Origin of the sequence: Curtobacterium sp. VKM Ac-2865 (assembly GCF_015350905.1) — a bacterium.
Taxonomy (GTDB): Bacteria; Actinomycetota; Actinomycetes; order Actinomycetales; family Microbacteriaceae; genus Curtobacterium.
The window spans coordinates 131,331-148,424 of record NZ_JADKRZ010000003.1 but is presented as its reverse complement, the minus strand read 5'-3'; the positions used below and the strand labels follow the sequence as shown (position 1 = coordinate 148,424).

Here is a 17,094-nt window from a genome sequence, read left to right as displayed (position 1 = left end):
CGGCGTCGTCACTTGACGAGCGTCGACTCGATCACGGAGGTGAAGAAGGTGAGGCCGTCCGTACCGGAGGCCATCGCCGCGGGGGTGTCCGGGCCGAAGCCGGGCTCGGTCGCGTGCTCGGGGTGCGGCATCAGGCCGACGACGTTGCCGCGCTCGTTCGAGACGCCGGCGATGTCGTCGATCGACCCGTTCGGGTTGACGCCGACGTAGCGGAAGACGACCTGGCCGTTGTCCTCGATGCGCTTGATCTCGTCGGCGTCCGCCACGAAGCGGCCGTCGGCGTTCTTCAGCGGGATGGTGATCTCCTGCTGGGCTGCGAAGCCGTTCGTCCAGGAGGTGCCCGCGTTCTCGACGCGGAGCTTCTGGTCGCGGCGGATGAACTGCTGGTGGGCGTTGCGCGTGTGCGCACCGGGGACCAGACGGGCCTCGGCGAGCATCTGGAAGCCGTTGCAGATGCCGAGCACGGGCATGCCCTTGCCGGCGGCGTCGATGACCTCGGCCATGATCGGGGCCTTCGCAGCGATGGCGCCGGCGCGGAGGTAGTCCCCGTAGGAGAACCCGCCGGGCAGCACGATCGCGTCGACGCCCTGCAGGTCGTGGTCGCCGTGCCACAGCGCGACCGGGTCGGCGCCGGCGAGACGGACCGCACGCTGGGCGTCGCGGTCGTCGAGCGAACCGGGGAACGTGATCACACCGATGCGCATGGCGGTCACTTGGCGACGCCGTCCTCGGCGTCGTCGACGGTGACCGAGACGACGTCCTCGATCACGGCGTTGGAGAAGACGTCCACCGCGATCTCGCGGACCTCGGCGAGCTTGGCGTCGTCGACGGGGCCGTCGACGTGCACCTCGAATCGCTTGCCGATGCGGACGTTGGTCAGGTCGTTCTTGCCGAGGCGGGCGAGGGCGTTGCCCACCGCCTTGCCCTGGGGGTCGAGGATCTCGGCCTTCGGCATGACCTCGACGACGATCGTTGGCACGTGTTCACTCCAGCACGGGGGAATCGGGTGGGGACCGCTCCAGTCTAGGTGGCGCGCGCATCGCGCCGGGCGCGGTTGTGGAGAACTGTTCGAAGACGTATATTCCAAGTCGAACATTCGGCATCGAACGCGGACGGGAGGCACGGATGGCGTCGCTCACACCGCTCGCGTTCGCCGCGCTCGACCTCCTGAACGAGGCGCCGATGCACCCGTACGAGATGTTCCAGACGATGCTCCACCGTCAGGAGGAGCGGAACGTCAAGGTCCGGCCCGGCACGCTCTACCACCAGGTCGGCCGGCTCGCGGAGCTCGGCCTGGCCGAGGTGGTCGGCACGGACCGGGAGGGCAACCGCCCGGAGCGCACGACGTACACGATCACCGACGCCGGTCGTGCCGCCCTCGCTGACGGGCTCCGGCGGATGGTGACCGAGCCGGCCGACGAGTACCCCGAGTTCCACCTGGCGCTCTCCGTGCTCGAGAACCTGCCGCAGGCCGAGGCGGTCGATGCCGTCCGGGCCCGCATCGTCGCGCTCGAGCAGCAGCGCGACGAGTACGACTCGGCGATCGACCGGGTGCACGCGAAACAGCTGTCGGACCGCTACTGGCTCGACGTGTCGTACGTGCGTGCCATGCTCACCGCGCAGATCGAGTGGCTCGGTTCCACCGTCGAGCGCATCAGCAGCGGCGACATCCCCTGGGACGGCCCGGCCGTCCCTCCCCAGACCTCCACGAACAGCAAGGAACACACTCGATGACCACCGTCACGCCCCCGCGGACGACCGAGAAGAAGCCGTGGCCGGCCCTCTGGGCCCTGGTCGTGGGCTTCTTCATGATCCTCGTCGACTCGACCATCGTGTCCGTCGCCACCCCCACCATCGCCAAGGCCCTCGACGCGGACATCAACGCCGTGATCTGGGTGACCAGCGCCTACCTGCTCGCGTACGCGGTGCCGCTGCTCATCACCGGGCGTCTCGGTGACCGCTTCGGCCCGAAGGTGCTGTACCAGGTCGGCCTCGTCGTCTTCACCCTGGCCAGCCTGTGGTGCGGCCTCGCCGGCTCCATCGAGGTCCTCATCATCGCCCGCGTGGTCCAGGGCCTCGGCGCCGCGATGATGACCCCGCAGACGATGGCCGTCATCACGCGCATCTTCCCGCCGCAGAACCGTGGCGCCGCCATGGGCCTCTGGGGTGCGGTCGCCGGTGTGGCGTCGCTCGTCGGCCCGATCCTCGGCGGGCTGCTCGTCGACGGCTTCGGCTGGGAGTGGATCTTCTTCGTCAACGTCCCCGTCGGCGTGGTCGCCTTCGTGCTCGCGCAGCGCTTCGTCCCGACGTTCGACCGTCACCGACACCGCTTCGACTACCTCGGGATCGTGCTCTCGGCGGTCGGTCTCTTCCTGCTCGTGTTCGGCATCCAGGAGGGCGAGACCTACGACTGGGGCACCATCACCGGCCCGATCTCGGTCTGGGCGTTGATCATCGCCGGCATCGTCGTGCTCATCGCCTTCGTGGTGTGGCAGGGCGTGCAGAAGGGCGAGCCGCTGCTGCCGCTCGGCCTGTTCAAGGACCGCAACTTCACCCTCGCCAACATCGCGATCACGGCCGTCGGCGTCGCCATCTCGTCGTTCGCGCTGCCGATCATGCTGTGGGCGCAGGACGTCCTCCGGTTCTCACCGACCCAGGCGGCGCTGCTGCTCGTGCCGCAGGCCGTCATCTCGGCCGGGCTCGCACCGTTCGTCGGCAAGAAGCTCACCGTGTGGAACCCGCGCTGGGTCGCCGCGTTCGGCCTCGCCTGCTTCTCGGGCGGCCTGTTCTGGTTCGCCGCACTGCTGAGCGCCAACGCCGACTGGGGATGGGTGCTCCTGCCGAGCGCGCTCCTGGGCCTCGCGAACGCCTGCATGTGGGGGCCGCTCTCGGTCTCGGCGACGCGCAACCTCTCCCCGCGCCTCGCCGGTGCCGGGTCGGGCGTCTACAACACCACGCGGCAGATCGGTGCCGTCCTCGGTTCGGCCGGCATCGCCGCGCTGATCGAGGCCCGCATCACGGCGAACTTCCCGTCGCAGTCGGGCGGCGCGTCCGCGGGCGGCGCCGAACAGCAGATCGGTGCGCTGCCGGGCTTCCTGCTCGACCCGTTCGCGAAGGCGATGGGGCAGTCACTCATCCTGCCGGCCGTCGTGCTCGTCGCCGCGATCGTCGCCGCGCTGTTCCTCGCGAAGCCGAAGCAGACCGTGGCCTGGGCCCAGACCGGTGCGGTCACGACCCAGCCCGACGCGGAGGCCCCCGCGGCAGAGCACGCCGAGCACGGTGCACACGCCGCTGCTCCTGCGCCGACCACCCCGGAGGAGGAGCTCGCCGCGGCCGACCACCACGGCAAGCACGCCGGCGCGTAGCTGTCGTCGCACGACCGCAGAGCCCCCGACCACGCCAGTGGCCGGGGGCTCTCCGCATCCGCCCGACAGCCCCGCGCCTGCCCCCTCCTGCCCCGCCCGTGGACCGAGCCCCGACTCGGAACGACACCATGGACGTCGTACGACAGCCACGTTGTCGTTCTGAGTCGGGAGACGGCCCGGTGGATCCGAGGCCCGACGCGCGCGCGACAACGTGGACGTCGTACGACAGCGACCTTGTCGTTCCGAGTCGGTCGGGTCGGTCGAGTCGGTCGGGCCGGTCGAGTTGGTCGGGTCGGTCGGACCGTCCCCGCGTCAGTCCCGCCGCGCCAGGTGCGCCCGGGTGAGCGCGTCCATCTCCTCGTCGGAGAGGGCGTCGACGTCGCGGGCCTCGCGGCGGTCGGTCCGCTGCCACCGCACGAACAGTGAGATGAGCACGGGCACGTCGGCCACCTCGGCGATGAACCAGAGCAGGTCCCCGGCCAGGTGCTGGTCACGGAGTGGCGACGGGAACCACGCCGGACCGGACGCCATCACGGTCGCCCCGTCGAGCACGTGGTTCGTGATCCGCAGCACGATGCCGGGGATCGCGTCGAGCATCAGCTCCACGAAGGCGAGCAGGAACTCGGCGGTGACGAACGTCGACGAGCGCAGCAGGCCCGGCTCCGACAGGGGTGCGAGCAGGGCGAACCCGAGCACCGGCACGACGACCGTGATCGCGACCGCACCCACCGAGGACGTGCGGAGCGCCGCCGACAGGGGTGTCAGCAGCAGGCAGAACAGCGCGAGGGCGACCAGCGGCGACACGATCGCGGTCCCGAGCACGCGCACCGGACGCGACCCCATGACGGCGGAGGCGGCCTGGGCGAGGCGAGCCGGGCCTCCAGTCCGGAGCAACGTGACGGGCGCGGCGAACGCGGCGAACGTGGGGACCGCGAAGAAGAGCAGTGCCAGGCGGAGCACGAACGCCCACCGCAGCGTCTGGTCGTACACACCGACGATGCCGAACTGCAGCACTGCGAACAGGGCCAGCGCCCCCACGAAGGACAGCGACCGCCACCAGGGCCACGGCCTGCCGGCACGGTGCGCGCCGACGACGAGCCAGCCGTAGGTGCCCGCCGCGACGACGAGGAGCGCGAGCGCCAGCGGGTCGACGTGCCAGATGCTCCAGAACTCGGACGGTGACGGCGTGGTGGGCCTCCTGCGGATCGCGCTGCAGGATCATCCTGCGACCGCGGGGCCGCAGTGGTCGGTCGAATCCGGTGAGAACCGGCTCAGGCGCGCCGGACGCCGACCGCCGGGACGGTCCGACACAGCAGCCACACGCCGACCGGCACCAGCACGGCCCCGACGAGAGCGACTCCGAGCGACAGGTGCAGCTGCATGACCGCGAACGCCGGACCGATGGTGCAGCACGCGGCGAGGACGACCACCGGCCAGGCCGGACGGTCGGTCCCGGGCACCAGGCGGGGGAGCGGGCGGTCGGACCGACGGAGGCCCCGCGCCACGCCGAGCGCGACGGCCAGGACGACGACGAGGGCGATCGGCCGGGTCGCCCACCACGTCGCCGACCCGGGCGTGGGGAACGGCAGGCCGACCAGCAGCCCGATGCCGTTCAGGGCGATGTACAGCGGCAGGTGCCAGAGGTAGATCGTCATGCCGTCGCGGCCGAGCACGAAGACGGTGCCCTGCGCCGCCCGGGTCCGCATCAGCCGGGTGAGCGGCGCGTGGACGAGCTGCACCAGGCACGCCTGCGCGACGGCCAGCAGGGCGAGCGGCAGCATCGGCGGGTTGAGGTCCTGCAGCATGTCCGGCGCCCACAGCCCGATCGACGTCATCGGGACGAGCAGGGCGTAGGCACCCACGGCGACGAGCGCCAGGGACAGTCGTGACCGTCGGGCGAACCAGCCGTCCGCCCAGAGGAAGCCGAGCTGCTGGGCGAAGAGCCACACCGGGCCGAGGTTGAGCAGGCCGACCTCGGCGGTGTCGGTGGCGAAGCGGAGGGCGTCCACCGCGGCAGCGAGGACGAGCAGCCCGGCCAGCGTCCACCACGGGGCGCGCTCGTGCAGGCGCGCCATCACCGGGACGCAGCACTGCGTGATGCCGTAGGCGGCCAGGAACCAGAGCGGTGCCCCGATCCCGAACGCGACCTCGTCGAGCATCTCGGCGGGCGTGCCGACCACGGTGGCGACGCCCAGCCCGATCGTCAGCACCGCGAAGAGCGGCACCGCGGGACGGAACAGCCGGACGAGTCTGGTCGACACGAAGTCGCGGGCGCCGCCCCCGCGGGCGAGGGTGCTCCGCCACCCGACGGCGCTGGCGAACCCGCCGACGACGAAGAAGAGCGGCATCACCTGGCCGACCCACGTGGCTGCGACGTACCAGTCGAGCTCCTGCAGTGGGCTCGTCACGCGGATGCCGGCGTCGCTCACCCCGACTCCGACCATCGTGACGTGCACGACGACGACGAGGACGACGCAGGCCGTCCGGATGAGGTCGACGACCAGGTCCCGCTGTGCGATGGTCCCCCGGGCGTCCTGAGCGAAGTGCGACCCCTGCACGTTCTTCGTGGACATGCTCGGACGCTACTGGCCGATGGCGCGTTCCCAGGGTCGACCCAGCTGATCGCGACCGAACCGTGACACATGTATTCCGGCTCCGGCATGCGGCGGTCGTGCAGGTGTCAGCGGATCACGCTACAGTGGCCATTGTCTTGACCGTTGCAAAAGAAGGGGTCCTCATGGATGACGACGCAGACCTGCTCCGCGCAGCCGGACTCCGTATCACGACCCCGCGTCTCGCCGTCCTCCGGGCGACGGGATCCGTGCCGCACGCGACGGCCGACGACATCGTCACCGCGCTCGCCGCCGAGCTGCCGACGACGAGTCACCAGGCGGTCTACGGCGTCCTGGCAGCACTGACCGGCGCCGGACTGGTCCGGCGGATCGAACCCGCCGGCAGCCCCGCGCGCTACGAGCGACGGACCGGTGACAACCACCACCACATCGTCTGCACGATGTGCGGCACGATCGCCGACGTCGACTGCGCGGTCGGACACGCCCCCTGTCTGACGCCGTCCGACGCGCACGGCTTCGCCGTCACCACGGCCGAGGTCACCTACTGGGGCATCTGCGACGCCTGCGCCGCAGCCGAGCGCGTCGACGCCGAGGTCGAGCCAGTCCCCGCCTGACCCACCGTCAGCCACCACGTCCGACCCCATGAGCCACCCGAGCATCCCCGTCCGAACCAGCCCCATCCCAGGAGGAACCGTGTCCGACCAGAACACGCCGACCGGCACCCCGTCCAGCACGCCCACCACCACGACCAACAGCGGCGCCCCCGTCTCGAGCGACGAGCACTCGATGGGTGTCGGGGCCGACGGCCCCCTCGCCCTGCACGACCACTACCTCGTCGAGAAGCTCGCCCAGTTCAACCGCGAGCGGGTCCCGGAGCGCGTCGTCCACGCCAAGGGCGGCGGTGCGTTCGGCACCTTCACCGTCACGCACGACGTCAGCCGCTTCACCCGTGCCGCGTTCCTGCAGCCGGGTCAGCAGACCGAGATGCTCGCGCGCTTCTCCAGCGTCGCCGGCGAGCAGGGCTCCCCGGACACCTGGCGCGACCCCCGCGGCTTCGCGCTGAAGTTCTACACGACCGAGGGCAACTACGACCTCGTCGGCAACAACACCCCGGTGTTCTTCATCCGCGACGGCATCAAGTTCCCCGACTTCATCCGCTCGCAGAAGCGCCTGCCGGGCTCGCACCTCCGCGACCACGACATGCAGTGGGACTTCTGGACCCTGTCGCCCGAGTCGGCGCACCAGGTCACGTGGCTGATGGGCGACCGCGGCCTGCCGTCGAGCTGGCGGCACATGGACGGCTTCGGGTCGCACACCTACCAGTGGATCAACGCCGACGGCGAGCGCTTCTGGGTGAAGTACCACTTCAGCACCGAGCAGGGCCACGCGACCCTGACGCAGGAGGACGCCGACCGCATCGCCGGTGAAGACGCCGACTTCCACATCCGCGACCTCCACGAGGCGATCGAGCGTGGCGACAACCCGCGCTGGACACTCGCGGTGCAGGTCATGCCGTACGAGGACGCCGCCAGCTACCGCTTCAACCCGTTCGACCTGACCAAGGTGTGGCCGCACGCGGACTACCCCCTCATCGAGGTCGGCACGATGGAGCTCAACCGCAACCCGGAGAACTACTTCGCGCAGATCGAGCAGGCGACCTTCGCGCCCTCGAACTTCGTCCCCGGCATCGCGGCCAGCCCCGACAAGATGCTCCTCGCGCGCATCTTCAGCTACGCGGACGCCCACCGCTACCGCGTCGGCACGAACCACGCGCAGCTGCCGGTGAACGCCCCGAAGAACGAGGTGCACTCGTACTCGAAGGACGGCGCCATGCGCTTCGACTTCCAGAAGTCCGAGGTCCCCGTGTACGCGCCGAACTCGCTCGGTGGCGCGCACGCCGACCCGACCGCCACGGACGACGCCCCCGGCTGGGAGTCCGACGGCGCGCTGCAGCGCTCCGCCGCGACGCTCCACCCCGAGGACGACGACTTCGGCCAGGCCGGCACGCTCTACCGTGAGGTCCTCGACGACGACGCCCGCGAGCGCCTGGTCGGCAACATCGCCGGGCACGTCTCGAAGGTGACGCGTGACGACCTGCGCGAGCGCGTGTTCGCGTACTGGACCAACGTCGACCCCGACCTGGGTGCGCGCGTGCGCGCCGCGGTCGCGCCGAGCGCGCCGGGATCGAACGAGGACCCGGAGAAGGTCGCGGTCCAGGCGTAAGCCCCAGCCGCTCCACGCAGACGGGAGGCACGGTGCCAGCTGGCACCGTGCCTCCCGTCTGTCGTTCGTTGCGTCGTTCGCTGTTCTACTAGACCTGTTGTCCGTTGAGCCAGATGGGACCGGGTTGGACTGCCTGTCCAGTCCTCGAGCTAGACCTGTTGTCCGTTCAGCCAGATGGGACCCGTCGGCCAGTCCTCGAGTGCTGCGGTGACCGGGCGCACCATCCAGCCGCCCTGCTCCGTGTTGGTGATGCCGGCGCCCTCGGCGGTGAAGGCGTTGAAGGTGGCGACCGCTCCGGGGAGTTCGTGCCAGCCGACGTGGCTGTAGAACGGCACGCGGTCCTCGCCCGTGCCGAGGAAGCCGTACGGCACGTGGAGGCCCTCGAGCACGGCGTCGGTACGGGTCATCAGCTCGCGGCCGACGCCCGTCCCCTGCAGTCGGGGCGCGACGGCAACGAGACCGGTGTCGCCGACCAGGACGTCCTCGCCGCCGACCGTGACGAACATCCGCCGGATGCCCACGTGCGCCAGGACCACGCCGTCGGCGTCGTGCGCGAGCACGCGGCGCTCGGGCTGCATGCCGGACCAGCTCCGCCCGCCCACGAACCAGTGCGACCAGTCCGGGAACGCCTGCCCCAGCATCGCCGCGATCGCCTCGTGGTCGGGGAGGGTCAGCGTGCTTTCCTCCACCACCTCCCACCGGATGTCGTCGCTCATCCGTCCATCCTGCACGGGGCTGCTGCGAGGGGTTGCGCTGACGTGCTGACCGGTAATACGTTACCGATCACCACGAGGGGTTCGTGGACAACAACGGGGAGGAAGAACCATGATCTCGAAGTTCGTGCTCGGAGCAGCCGTCATCGGCACGGTCGTCAGTGGTGGCATCGCGCTGGACATCGCGAAGGCGCCGGAGGCGAAGGCCGCGGCGTGCTACGGGTCAGTCAGCATCTGGAAGGGGAAGAACAACACCTGCTCGTCCGCGCGCCACTGGGACGCCATCAAGAACTCCAACGCCAAGTACGGCGCCTGGGTCGGCAAGGGGAAGTGGTCGCAGCAGAATGCCTGCTGGGCGAACGTCGTCTCCTACGGGATGACGGCCAGGTAGATGCGGCGTCGGGAGCACTGCCGCGCCGAGGCGGTCCTCGCAGCCGCGGCCGTGGTCTCGCTGCTGCTCGCGGGTTGCTCCGCTGACAAGAGCTCGAATGCGGCCAGGAGCACTGACGACGCCTCGTTGGAGCATGCAGGGCCCTGGGCCGAGGACTTCCGGGACGCGCTCGCACATGGTGTCTCTGACTACGAAGCGGGCATCCTCTCCGATGGGCAGGTCACGACTGCCGAGGTCGAGGATGCCCACGACCGCATCAGTCGGTGTCTTGAAGACTTCGGTTACACGATCACCTACAGCGCCGATGGCGGTTTCGAGATCGGCAGTCTGCGCGGCGCATCGCCGAGCAATGACATGACCCGGACGAACGCGGTGCTCGAAGCCTGCGAGAAGCGGTACGACGAGTACGTGACCATGCTCTTCCAAGAGACACGGCGCAACCCGGAGAAGCAGGACGAGGCGAAGATCACCGTCGCCTGTCTCCGCAAGGCTGGCATCGTCGGCAAGGCCTACACAGAACGGAAGTGGCAGTCCGAGTACGACAGCGGAGTCTTCTCGTTCAACGACTCCGACCCGCGCGCCCAGCAGTGCGACCTCGATCCGCTCGGACTCTGGCGGGACCGATGAGCCGGCAAGGCTGTGCTGCGGCAGTGCTGCTCGCGGTCTCACTTCTGGGGACTGGCTGCGCGCAGGAGGAACCATCAGCACGGTCGACCACGGGGTTCGAAGCCGCAGGCCCGTGGGCGCAGGAGTTCGCTGACGCTGTCGGCAGCCCCTACCAGGACCGGATACTCGAGGACGGTGTGATCACCGCCGCGGAGCGGGCGGACGCTCAGCAACGGACAAGCGCATGCATGCGCGACCACGGGTACCGGTACGAGCAGGCGGATGACGGCACCGCCGAAGCAGATCCACTGCATGGTCAGATCGAGAGCATCGACACGGTGAGCGGGTTCTTGCGGTCGTGCTCGGCGCGCTTCGACCACGACGTCTCGTACCTCCACAACCAGGTGCGGCGGAACCCGCAGAAGCAGGACGACGCCACGATCACCGTGAAGTGCCTCCATGCGGCGGGACTGGTCGGCGAGGACTACACGGAGCGGAAATGGCGGTCGGAGGACGAGACCGGGAAGTACTCGTACGACGAGTGGGCGGCTGAAGCGATCCAGTGCCGGCTCGATCCGCTCGGACTCTGGCGGGACGGATGAGCCGGGGGAGGGGTGCCGTCTCTGGGCCGCTCATCGCTCTCGGCAGCCTGCTCGTCGCGGCGGCAGCGGCCATGGGCGTCGTCGTGGCGCTCCCGGTCGACCCACCGGCGGCCCTCGCGACCGCGACCCCGGCTGCCAACGTTGCCGTGACGCAACGGTCGGACGCCGACGAGCACCAGGTGCAGCTGGCGCTCGACACCGGTGCGCCTCGCGCGGTCGTCACGACACGCTTGGGGACGGTCACGGCGTCGTCGTGCACGACGGGCGGGGTCCTGCGGAGCGGTGTTGCGATCGCCCGGGTGGACGACCGCCCGGTGATCGCCATGGCGACGGGGACCCCGCTGTACCGCGACCTCGCTGTCGACGACCGCGGGGATGACGTCCGCGGGCTGCAGCAGGAGCTCGCGCGACTCGGGGTGCCGGTCACGGTCGACGGGATCGTCGGCGCGCGGACACTGCGAGCCGCGCAGAGCTTCCTCCTCGCGCACGGCTTCACGCGCGACGACGTGACCGACGACACGATCGAGCGGTCGGCGTTCGCGTGGATCCCCTCCGCCGAGACCACGGTCAGGACGTGCACCGCGGTCGTCGGGGCTCCGGTCGGTGCTGACGGGGTGCTGGTGGAACTGCCCGCCGAGCTGCGGAGCGCCAGAGTCGAGCAGCTCCCGGGTGACGCCGTGGCAGGTGCTCGCCGAGTCCTCCTCGGGCAGGTACAGGCCGACGTCGACGAGCGCGGAGTCGTCACCGGGCAGTCCGACCTCGCTGCCATCGGGGCGCTGCCGGAGTACGCCGCCACGGTTGCGTCGGCCGACGGTGTACCGAGCCTGTCCGGGTCGTGGTCGCTGCGGGACCCGCTCGAGGTCCGGGTCGTCCCGCCGACGGCGCTGTGGGACGTGCGCGACGACCATGCATGCGTCCAACCGGCCGAGGGGCAGCCGCTCCTCGTCGAGGTGGTCGGGTCGGAGCTCGGGCAGTCCTTCGTGCGGCTCGACTCAGGCGACACCCTGGACCGAGTCCGCGCGACGCCGGAGCGTGGGCAATCGTGCCGGTGACGCTCCACGCGGTCGGGCACCGCTGGCCTGGCGGCACGGAGCTGTTCCGTGACGTCGAGTGGGTCTTCGAGGAGGGATCGGTGACGGCGCTGGTGGGGCCGAGTGGGGCGGGCAAGTCGACCCTGCTCGCGGTCCTCGCCCGGATGCTGGTGCCGACGGCCGGAACCGTGGAGCTGCCGACCGGTGCCGAGGTGCTGTGGGTGTTCCAGAACCCGCACGGCGTCGCCCGTCGGTCGGCTCTGGACCACGTGTCGCTGCCGTTGCTCGCGCGGGGGCTGACCCGTCGCGCAGCGGACGACCGAGCCACGGAGGTCCTCGAGCGCTTCGGCCTGGCGCGACGGGCGTCGGCGCGGTTCCGGGAGCTCTCCGGCGGGGAGGCGCAGCGGCTCATGCTCGCACGTGGTGTGGTGTCCGCTCCGACGCTGATGCTGGTCGACGAACCGACGGCGCAGCTCGACCGGGCGACCGCTGCCGAGGTGAACGACGCCATCGGGGAGCTCGCGGCAACGGGCACCACGGTCGTCGTCGCGACCCATGACGACGCCACCCGCGCCGCCTGCGGGGACGTCCTCGACCTGGGGCAGTTCCGGTGACCGATCGGCAGGTGTCACGGCGGAGTCGGATGCGCACGGCGGAGGTGGTCCGCGAAGCCTGGCGGGACCTCGCGACGGGGGCCGGAGCCGCCGTGACGTGCGCGCTCGTCCTCGCGGTGCTCCTCGCCGGGGTCGTCGGACTGCGCACGGCGTCGACCGCGGAGGACGTCCGCGCCGCCGCAAGGTTCGTCACGTCCGGCGCGGCGACACAGGTCTTCACCGCCGACGGGCGGATCGACGGCACCGCCTGCGCAGCGCTCGCCGACGATGGGTCCGTCCTCGCGTCCGGGGCGGTGCGTCGGGTCGAGGACGGGCTGGTCGTCGCAGCACTGCCGGGTACGTCCGTCCCGACCTACGAGGTCTCGGGCGGATTCGCTGCCGTGGTCGGCGTCGAGGGCGTCGTCGGTGGGTCCGGCGTCGTGGCCTCGGCCGAGGTCGCGGACACGCTCGGCGTCGAGCCCGGCCAGCGCATCGAGGCTGCCCAGGGCACGGTGCCGGTAGCCGGTGTGTATGCCTGGCCGGACGACGGCCGCGACCCGGACCTGGCGTACGCGGTGCTCGCCCCCGCGATCGACGACGGCACCCCGTTCGACGCCTGCTGGGCGACGATCTGGCCCGAGGACGACACCGCACTCGCGGGACTCCGACGGACCCTGCTGCCGTCGACCGGTGCCGAGGACGATGCCCGATCGACCCTCGGGCAGCTCAACCCGCGGTCCGGCACCACGTTCACGCCGACGGCACCGCCACCGAGCGGGGCAACCGAGGCCGTGGTGCTCGGCATCGGCCTGGTGGTGGGCATCGGTGCAGTCATCCGTCGACGACTGTCGACCGCATCCGACCGGCACGTCGGGGTGACCATCGGCGCGCAGGCGCTGGGCATCGGGATCCAGCACGGAGCGTGGGCGTCCGTCGGTGCCGCACTGGCCGTGGCAGCGTCAGTCGTCCTGGTGCGTGGGCTGCCGGACGCCGATGCGTGGCCCATCGTGGTCCACGCGGTCGTCCTGTGCACGCTGGGGTTCCTGGGAGCCGTGGCGGGCGGCGTCGTCGGCGTGACCCTCGTCCGGGAACGGGCTCTGCACCGCTACTTCCGGACCCGGTGAGGTGAGCGTCGAGCCGGAGGCGGGCCGAGCCTCCCGTGCGAGGTTGCGCACTCCGTGCGCCGGACCAGCGCCGCACCACGTGGAGAACCCCGCACCAGCTGAGGGACCGCGCACGGTGCGAGCCGCGCACCCGAGCAGCTCACCCGCGTCAGCGCAGCAGGGTCACCCGCGCCCGGGCGCCGTGACCTCGATGCGGTTCGCCCAGGGGTCCTCGAACGCGACCGTGCGCCCGTCGTCGGCCGTCTGCACACCGTGGTCCCGCATCCGGGCGGTCAGCGCGCCCAGGTCGTCGACGCCCGGTACCTCGATGCGCACGAGTCCCAGCCCGAGCGCGAGTTGCCGGCGCCCGGCGCCGCGGGAGTTCCACGTGTTCATCGCCATGTGGTGGTGGTAGCCGCCGGCGCTGACGAACAGGGCCTCGCCGAAGCCCGCGGTGGTGGCGAAGCCGAGCTGGTCGACGTAGAACGCCCGCGCACTCGCGACGTCACCGACGGACAGGTGCACGTGTCCCACCCGGGCCGGGCGTGCTCCGGCGTCGGACAGTCCGGTCGACGTCAGGTGCTCCTGCAGGAACGCGTTCGGGTCGACGTACTTCGTGTCCATGTCGACCATGCCGTGCGTCCACGACCACTCCGTGCGGTCGCGGTCCCAGTACAGCTCGACGCCGTTGCCCTCGGGGTCGGTGAAGTAGAAGGCGTTGCTGACGAGGTGGTCCGCGCTGCCGGTGAACGTCTGCGGGTACCTGGTCGCGACCGAGTACAGCGCCGCGGCCAGGTCGGCGCGGGTGTCGAACAGGACGGCGGTGTGGAAGAGGCCGGCCTCGTGCGCTCCGGCATGTGCCAGCTCCGGCGCGTGCTCGAGCACCACGACCGGCGTGGTGCCGCGTCCGAGCACGGCGACGCCGCCGGTGTTCGACAGGAGCGTGAGCAGGACGCCGTCGCGGTAGTAGGCGATCATCCGGTCGAGGTCGGCCACGCGGAGGGTGACGGCGCCCATGCCCGTGTCGGCGGCGAGGAGGTCCTGGGTCTGCATGGCTCCAGTCTCCGTCCATTTGGTTGACGCGTCAACCAAATGGAGACGCGACGCGCGGGCGTGGACCACCATGGACAGACCCTCACGTCGCGGTACCGTTCTCGCGTGACGGAGACCGAGGGCACGGCGGGAACGCCCTTCGAGTACCGCACGGGCGGTGACGACGACGTCTCCGTGCACCGGATCGGGACGAACGGACCGCAGACCGGCACGATCGGACCCCGTCCCGCGCACGTGCTGTTCTGGCTGTCGGACGGGCACGCCGTCGTGACTGCCGACACCGGCGACCGGTGGGAGGTCGGACCCGGCCGACCGGTGATGCTCTCCGCGCCGGTCGCCTACGCGTTCGACACCGACGCCACCCGGATGACGCTGCTGCACCTCACGCCGGCGTTCCTCGACGCCGTGGCTGCTCGGACCTCCGACGACGGCGCCGCGGGCGAACCGTGGGAGTTCGTGCAGCCCGAGGCCTCGGACATCCGACTCGAACCGCTGCGGGCGCTGCTGCGCGAGGTGACCGCGCAGATCCTCGACCCCGACCTGCCCCAGGCCGACCGCCAGGGCGTGAACCGCCGGGTGGCGAAGGTCGTGCTGTCGACGTTCACGCGCTCGCGGGCGGACGTCGAGAACCGGCTGCGGCGGGCCGTCCGGTTCGTGCACGACCAGGCGGCGGACGACATCACCGTCGGGGACATCGCCGTGGCGGCCGGGCTCAGCGAGCGCGGCATCCAGGACCTGTTCCGGCGGACACTCGACGTCACGCCGATGCGGTACCTGCGCGAGGTCCGACTCGACCGTGTGCACCTGGACCTCCAGGCGCGGCCGGCTCGCGGCGTCGTCACCGTGCAGGACGCGGCACGGCGCTGGCAGTTCATGCACCTCGGTCGGTTCGCGGCGAGCTACCGCGACCGGTTCGGTGAGAGCCCGCACGAGACGGTCGACCGGGCCGGGTCAGGCCGCAGCCACCGCGACTGAGCCGGGGTGCCGACGCAGCGGCGGCGTCGGGCTCAGCAGCCGATCGAGGTCAGCGTGACGTCGGTCACCTTGCCGCTCTCGATCATCGCCGTCTGGGTGCAGAGGTCGTTCGCACGGACCGTCACCTTCCCCACGGCGATGCCCGCGAAGCGCAGGGTGTCGCCGGGGAACGCGCGCTGCTGCGCGGCGGTGCGCCCGTTCGGGATGAGGACCTCCACCCGGTACTGGTGCTCGGCCTCGTTCTGCGACACCGTGACGGTGATGCGGCCGGTGGAGTCCTGGGCGCCGCAGCCGGACAACGTCAGCGCCGCCACGAGGCCGACGACGAGCACGGTGGCAGAGCGACGGATCACGTGATAAGCCTACGACGGTGACCCGACCCGGTTGACCCGCCTACTGGGGGCAGGAGTCCTCAGATGGGGGGACAGGCGATGTCCGATCGGCGCGCTAGCGTGGAGGCATGACAGTCGGGACCGGGACGAGCGTGCAACCGACGTCCCGTCCGGACGCAGCGAAGCGGGCTGCGCTCCTCGCCGCCCTCGACGTCGTGCAGGGCGGGGCCGAGGAACGCTTCGAGCGGATCACCCGCATCGCACGAGAGGCCTTCGGCGTCTCCGGCTCCTTCCTCAACCTCGCGAACGAGGACCACCTCGTCATCAAGTCGCAGCAGAGCGACGAGGTCTTCACCGGTCCCATCCCGCTGCGGGACACCTTCTGTGGCCGGACCATGACTGAACCGGGCGCCGTGCTCGTGCCCGACGCGCTCGACGACGACCGCTTCCGCGACATGCCGATGGTGACCGGCGACCCGAACGTCCGCTTCTACGCCGGCGTCCCGCTGCGCCTCGGCTCCGACGCCGTCAAGGTCGGCACGCTGTGCCTCATCGACCAGCAGCCCCGCACGCTGGGCCCCGACGACGTCGCCCTGCTCCGGGAGCTCGGCACCTGGGCCGAACGCGAGCTCGCCGCCGGCGCCGACGAGGACCGCCTGCGCTCCGTGCTCACCGGACTCGAGCCCGACCCCGTCGACGTGCCCGGCTACCGCGTCGACGGCATGTCCGTCCCGCACGGCGTGGTCTCCGGCGACTTCCACGACTGGCACCGGTCCGGCGACGCCCTCGTGGTGACCGTCTCCGACGTGATGGGCAAGGGCATGTCGGCCGGACTCCTCGGCGCGGGCATCCGCGGCGCCGTCCTCGCCCGCGGCGACGAACAGCCCGCGGTCGCCGTCGCGGCGCTCGAGCGGCAGGTCGCGCCCGACCTCGGCCGCGCCGAGTCCTTCGCCACGTTCTTCCACGGACGCCTCGACCCGGCGACCGGACACCTCGACTTCGTCGACGCCGGACACGGCCTCGTGCTGCAGCTGCACGCCGACGGCACCGAGACCATCCACCGCTCGCTCGACCTGCCGCTCGGGCTGCACCCCGTCGGGCTGCCCCGGAACAGCGGATCCCTGCTGCTCGAGCCGGGTGACACCCTCATCGTGGTCAGCGACGGCGCGCTCGAGCTGTGGGACTCCACGCTCGCGTCGCTCTCGCGGCTCGGCGGGCTCTACCGCAAGGCGACGGACACCGCGTCCTTCCTGGAGCGCGTCCGTGCCCGTGCCCGAACGCACGACCCGGGTGACGACCTGACGGTCGTGGTCATCGCGCGCGAAGGCTGACCCGGGGCTAGGCGCGCCGCTCTGGTGCCGCGTCGGTCACTCGGTGCGAGGTTGACGCGGCGCACGGGGTGCGCAACCACGCACCGGCCGGGAAAGCGCGCACGGTGCGGCCGTCCTGGAGCTGGCGACCGCCGGACTGGAGGCTGTGCTCACCACGTGCGCCGAGCCTCCAGTCCGGCGCGGAGCCGGCTCAGGGCCGCACT

General features: G+C 71.2%; 19 protein-coding genes. 12 read left to right on the top strand and 7 right to left on the bottom strand.

From position 1 onward, the window contains the following. Positions 1-8: 8 nt before the first annotated feature. Together purQ and purS are read right to left on the bottom strand one after the other, a co-directional pair. On the bottom strand, positions 9-704 hold the full coding sequence (gene purQ, locus ITJ54_RS09545; RefSeq protein ID WP_194628118.1) for a phosphoribosylformylglycinamidine synthase subunit PurQ: 696 nt from the start codon (positions 702-704) through the stop codon (positions 9-11). A gap of 5 nt (positions 705-709) precedes the next feature. Continuing rightward, positions 710-979: a phosphoribosylformylglycinamidine synthase subunit PurS gene (gene purS / locus ITJ54_RS09540; RefSeq protein ID WP_194627713.1), complete on the bottom strand. Its 270-nt coding sequence runs from the start codon at positions 977-979 to the stop codon at positions 710-712. Between the two features lie 146 nt (positions 980-1,125). On the opposite strand from purS, the gene ITJ54_RS09535 reads away from it, so the two are divergent. Further along, a complete protein-coding gene (locus ITJ54_RS09535) occupies positions 1,126-1,734 on the top strand; it encodes a PadR family transcriptional regulator (RefSeq protein WP_194627711.1) in 609 nt (202 codons plus the stop codon). Further along, positions 1,731-3,365, top strand: a complete 1,635-nt coding sequence (locus ITJ54_RS09530; RefSeq protein WP_194627709.1) for a DHA2 family efflux MFS transporter permease subunit — start codon at positions 1,731-1,733, stop codon at positions 3,363-3,365. The genes ITJ54_RS09535 and ITJ54_RS09530 overlap by 4 nt, the downstream gene beginning before the upstream one ends. 312 nt (positions 3,366-3,677) lie before the next feature. Here ITJ54_RS09530 and ITJ54_RS09525 read toward each other — a convergent pair whose 3' ends face one another. Together ITJ54_RS09525 and ITJ54_RS09520 are read right to left on the bottom strand one after the other, a co-directional pair. Continuing rightward, a complete protein-coding gene (locus ITJ54_RS09525) occupies positions 3,678-4,508 on the bottom strand; it encodes a cytochrome c oxidase assembly protein (protein ID WP_194628116.1) in 831 nt (276 codons plus the stop codon). Positions 4,509-4,636: 128 nt separating this feature from the next. Continuing rightward, positions 4,637-5,938, bottom strand: coding sequence for an acyltransferase family protein (locus tag ITJ54_RS09520; RefSeq protein ID WP_194627707.1), 1,302 nt, complete (start codon positions 5,936-5,938; stop codon positions 4,637-4,639). A gap of 164 nt (positions 5,939-6,102) precedes the next feature. Here ITJ54_RS09520 and ITJ54_RS09515 point away from each other — a divergent pair, with 164 nt between their 5' ends. Together ITJ54_RS09515 and ITJ54_RS09510 are read left to right on the top strand one after the other, a co-directional pair. Beyond that, positions 6,103-6,552: a Fur family transcriptional regulator gene (locus ITJ54_RS09515; protein WP_194627705.1), complete on the top strand. Its 450-nt coding sequence runs from the start codon at positions 6,103-6,105 to the stop codon at positions 6,550-6,552. Between the two features lie 79 nt (positions 6,553-6,631). Then, entirely contained in the window at positions 6,632-8,161 is a 1,530-nt protein-coding gene (locus ITJ54_RS09510) for a catalase (protein ID WP_194627703.1), read from the top strand. A gap of 149 nt (positions 8,162-8,310) precedes the next feature. Here the strand turns inward: ITJ54_RS09510 and ITJ54_RS09505 are convergent, their stop codons facing one another. Continuing rightward, a complete protein-coding gene (locus ITJ54_RS09505) occupies positions 8,311-8,877 on the bottom strand; it encodes a GNAT family N-acetyltransferase (RefSeq protein ID WP_194627701.1) in 567 nt (188 codons plus the stop codon). Positions 8,878-8,986: 109 nt separating this feature from the next. Here ITJ54_RS09505 and ITJ54_RS09500 point away from each other — a divergent pair, with 109 nt between their 5' ends. The 6 genes from ITJ54_RS09500 to ITJ54_RS09480 are packed head-to-tail and all read left to right on the top strand — an operon-like array spanning position 8,987 to position 13,221. After that, complete coding sequence (locus ITJ54_RS09500) at positions 8,987-9,265, top strand: hypothetical protein (protein ID WP_194627699.1); 279 nt, start codon at positions 8,987-8,989, stop codon at positions 9,263-9,265. Between the two features lie 51 nt (positions 9,266-9,316). Then, positions 9,317-9,892: a hypothetical protein gene (locus ITJ54_RS09495; protein WP_194627696.1), complete on the top strand. Its 576-nt coding sequence runs from the start codon at positions 9,317-9,319 to the stop codon at positions 9,890-9,892. 23 nt (positions 9,893-9,915) lie between these two features. After that, complete coding sequence (locus ITJ54_RS09490; protein WP_194627694.1) at positions 9,916-10,473, top strand: hypothetical protein; 558 nt, start codon at positions 9,916-9,918, stop codon at positions 10,471-10,473. After that, a complete protein-coding gene (locus ITJ54_RS17900) occupies positions 10,470-11,525 on the top strand; it encodes a peptidoglycan-binding domain-containing protein (protein ID WP_228509056.1) in 1,056 nt (351 codons plus the stop codon). Before ITJ54_RS09490 ends, ITJ54_RS17900 begins: the two co-directional genes overlap by 4 nt. Further along, entirely contained in the window at positions 11,516-12,118 is a 603-nt protein-coding gene (locus tag ITJ54_RS09485) for an ABC transporter ATP-binding protein (protein ID WP_323741663.1), read from the top strand. Before ITJ54_RS17900 ends, ITJ54_RS09485 begins: the two co-directional genes overlap by 10 nt. 29 nt (positions 12,119-12,147) lie before the next feature. Then, the gene (locus ITJ54_RS09480; protein ID WP_194627683.1) at positions 12,148-13,221 is read left to right on the top strand and encodes a hypothetical protein; all 1,074 of its coding nucleotides are present in this window, start codon (positions 12,148-12,150) and stop codon (positions 13,219-13,221) included. A 162-nt stretch (positions 13,222-13,383) separates the two neighbouring features. Here ITJ54_RS09480 and ITJ54_RS09475 read toward each other — a convergent pair whose 3' ends face one another. Then, positions 13,384-14,253: a VOC family protein gene (locus ITJ54_RS09475; protein ID WP_228509054.1), complete on the bottom strand. Its 870-nt coding sequence runs from the start codon at positions 14,251-14,253 to the stop codon at positions 13,384-13,386. Between the two features lie 105 nt (positions 14,254-14,358). Between ITJ54_RS09475 and ITJ54_RS09470 the strand changes: the two genes are divergently transcribed. Continuing rightward, entirely contained in the window at positions 14,359-15,228 is an 870-nt protein-coding gene (locus ITJ54_RS09470) for a helix-turn-helix transcriptional regulator (protein ID WP_194627681.1), read from the top strand. 32 nt (positions 15,229-15,260) lie between these two features. On the opposite strand, the gene ITJ54_RS09465 is transcribed toward ITJ54_RS09470, so the two are convergent. Next, positions 15,261-15,581, bottom strand: a complete 321-nt coding sequence (locus ITJ54_RS09465; RefSeq protein ID WP_194627679.1) for a hypothetical protein — start codon at positions 15,579-15,581, stop codon at positions 15,261-15,263. Positions 15,582-15,688: 107 nt separating this feature from the next. Here ITJ54_RS09465 and ITJ54_RS09460 point away from each other — a divergent pair, with 107 nt between their 5' ends. Beyond that, positions 15,689-16,891 (top strand): SpoIIE family protein phosphatase, encoded by a 1,203-nt coding sequence (locus ITJ54_RS09460; RefSeq protein ID WP_194627677.1) that lies wholly within the window; start codon positions 15,689-15,691, stop codon positions 16,889-16,891. The last annotated feature ends 203 nt before the right edge of the window (positions 16,892-17,094 follow it).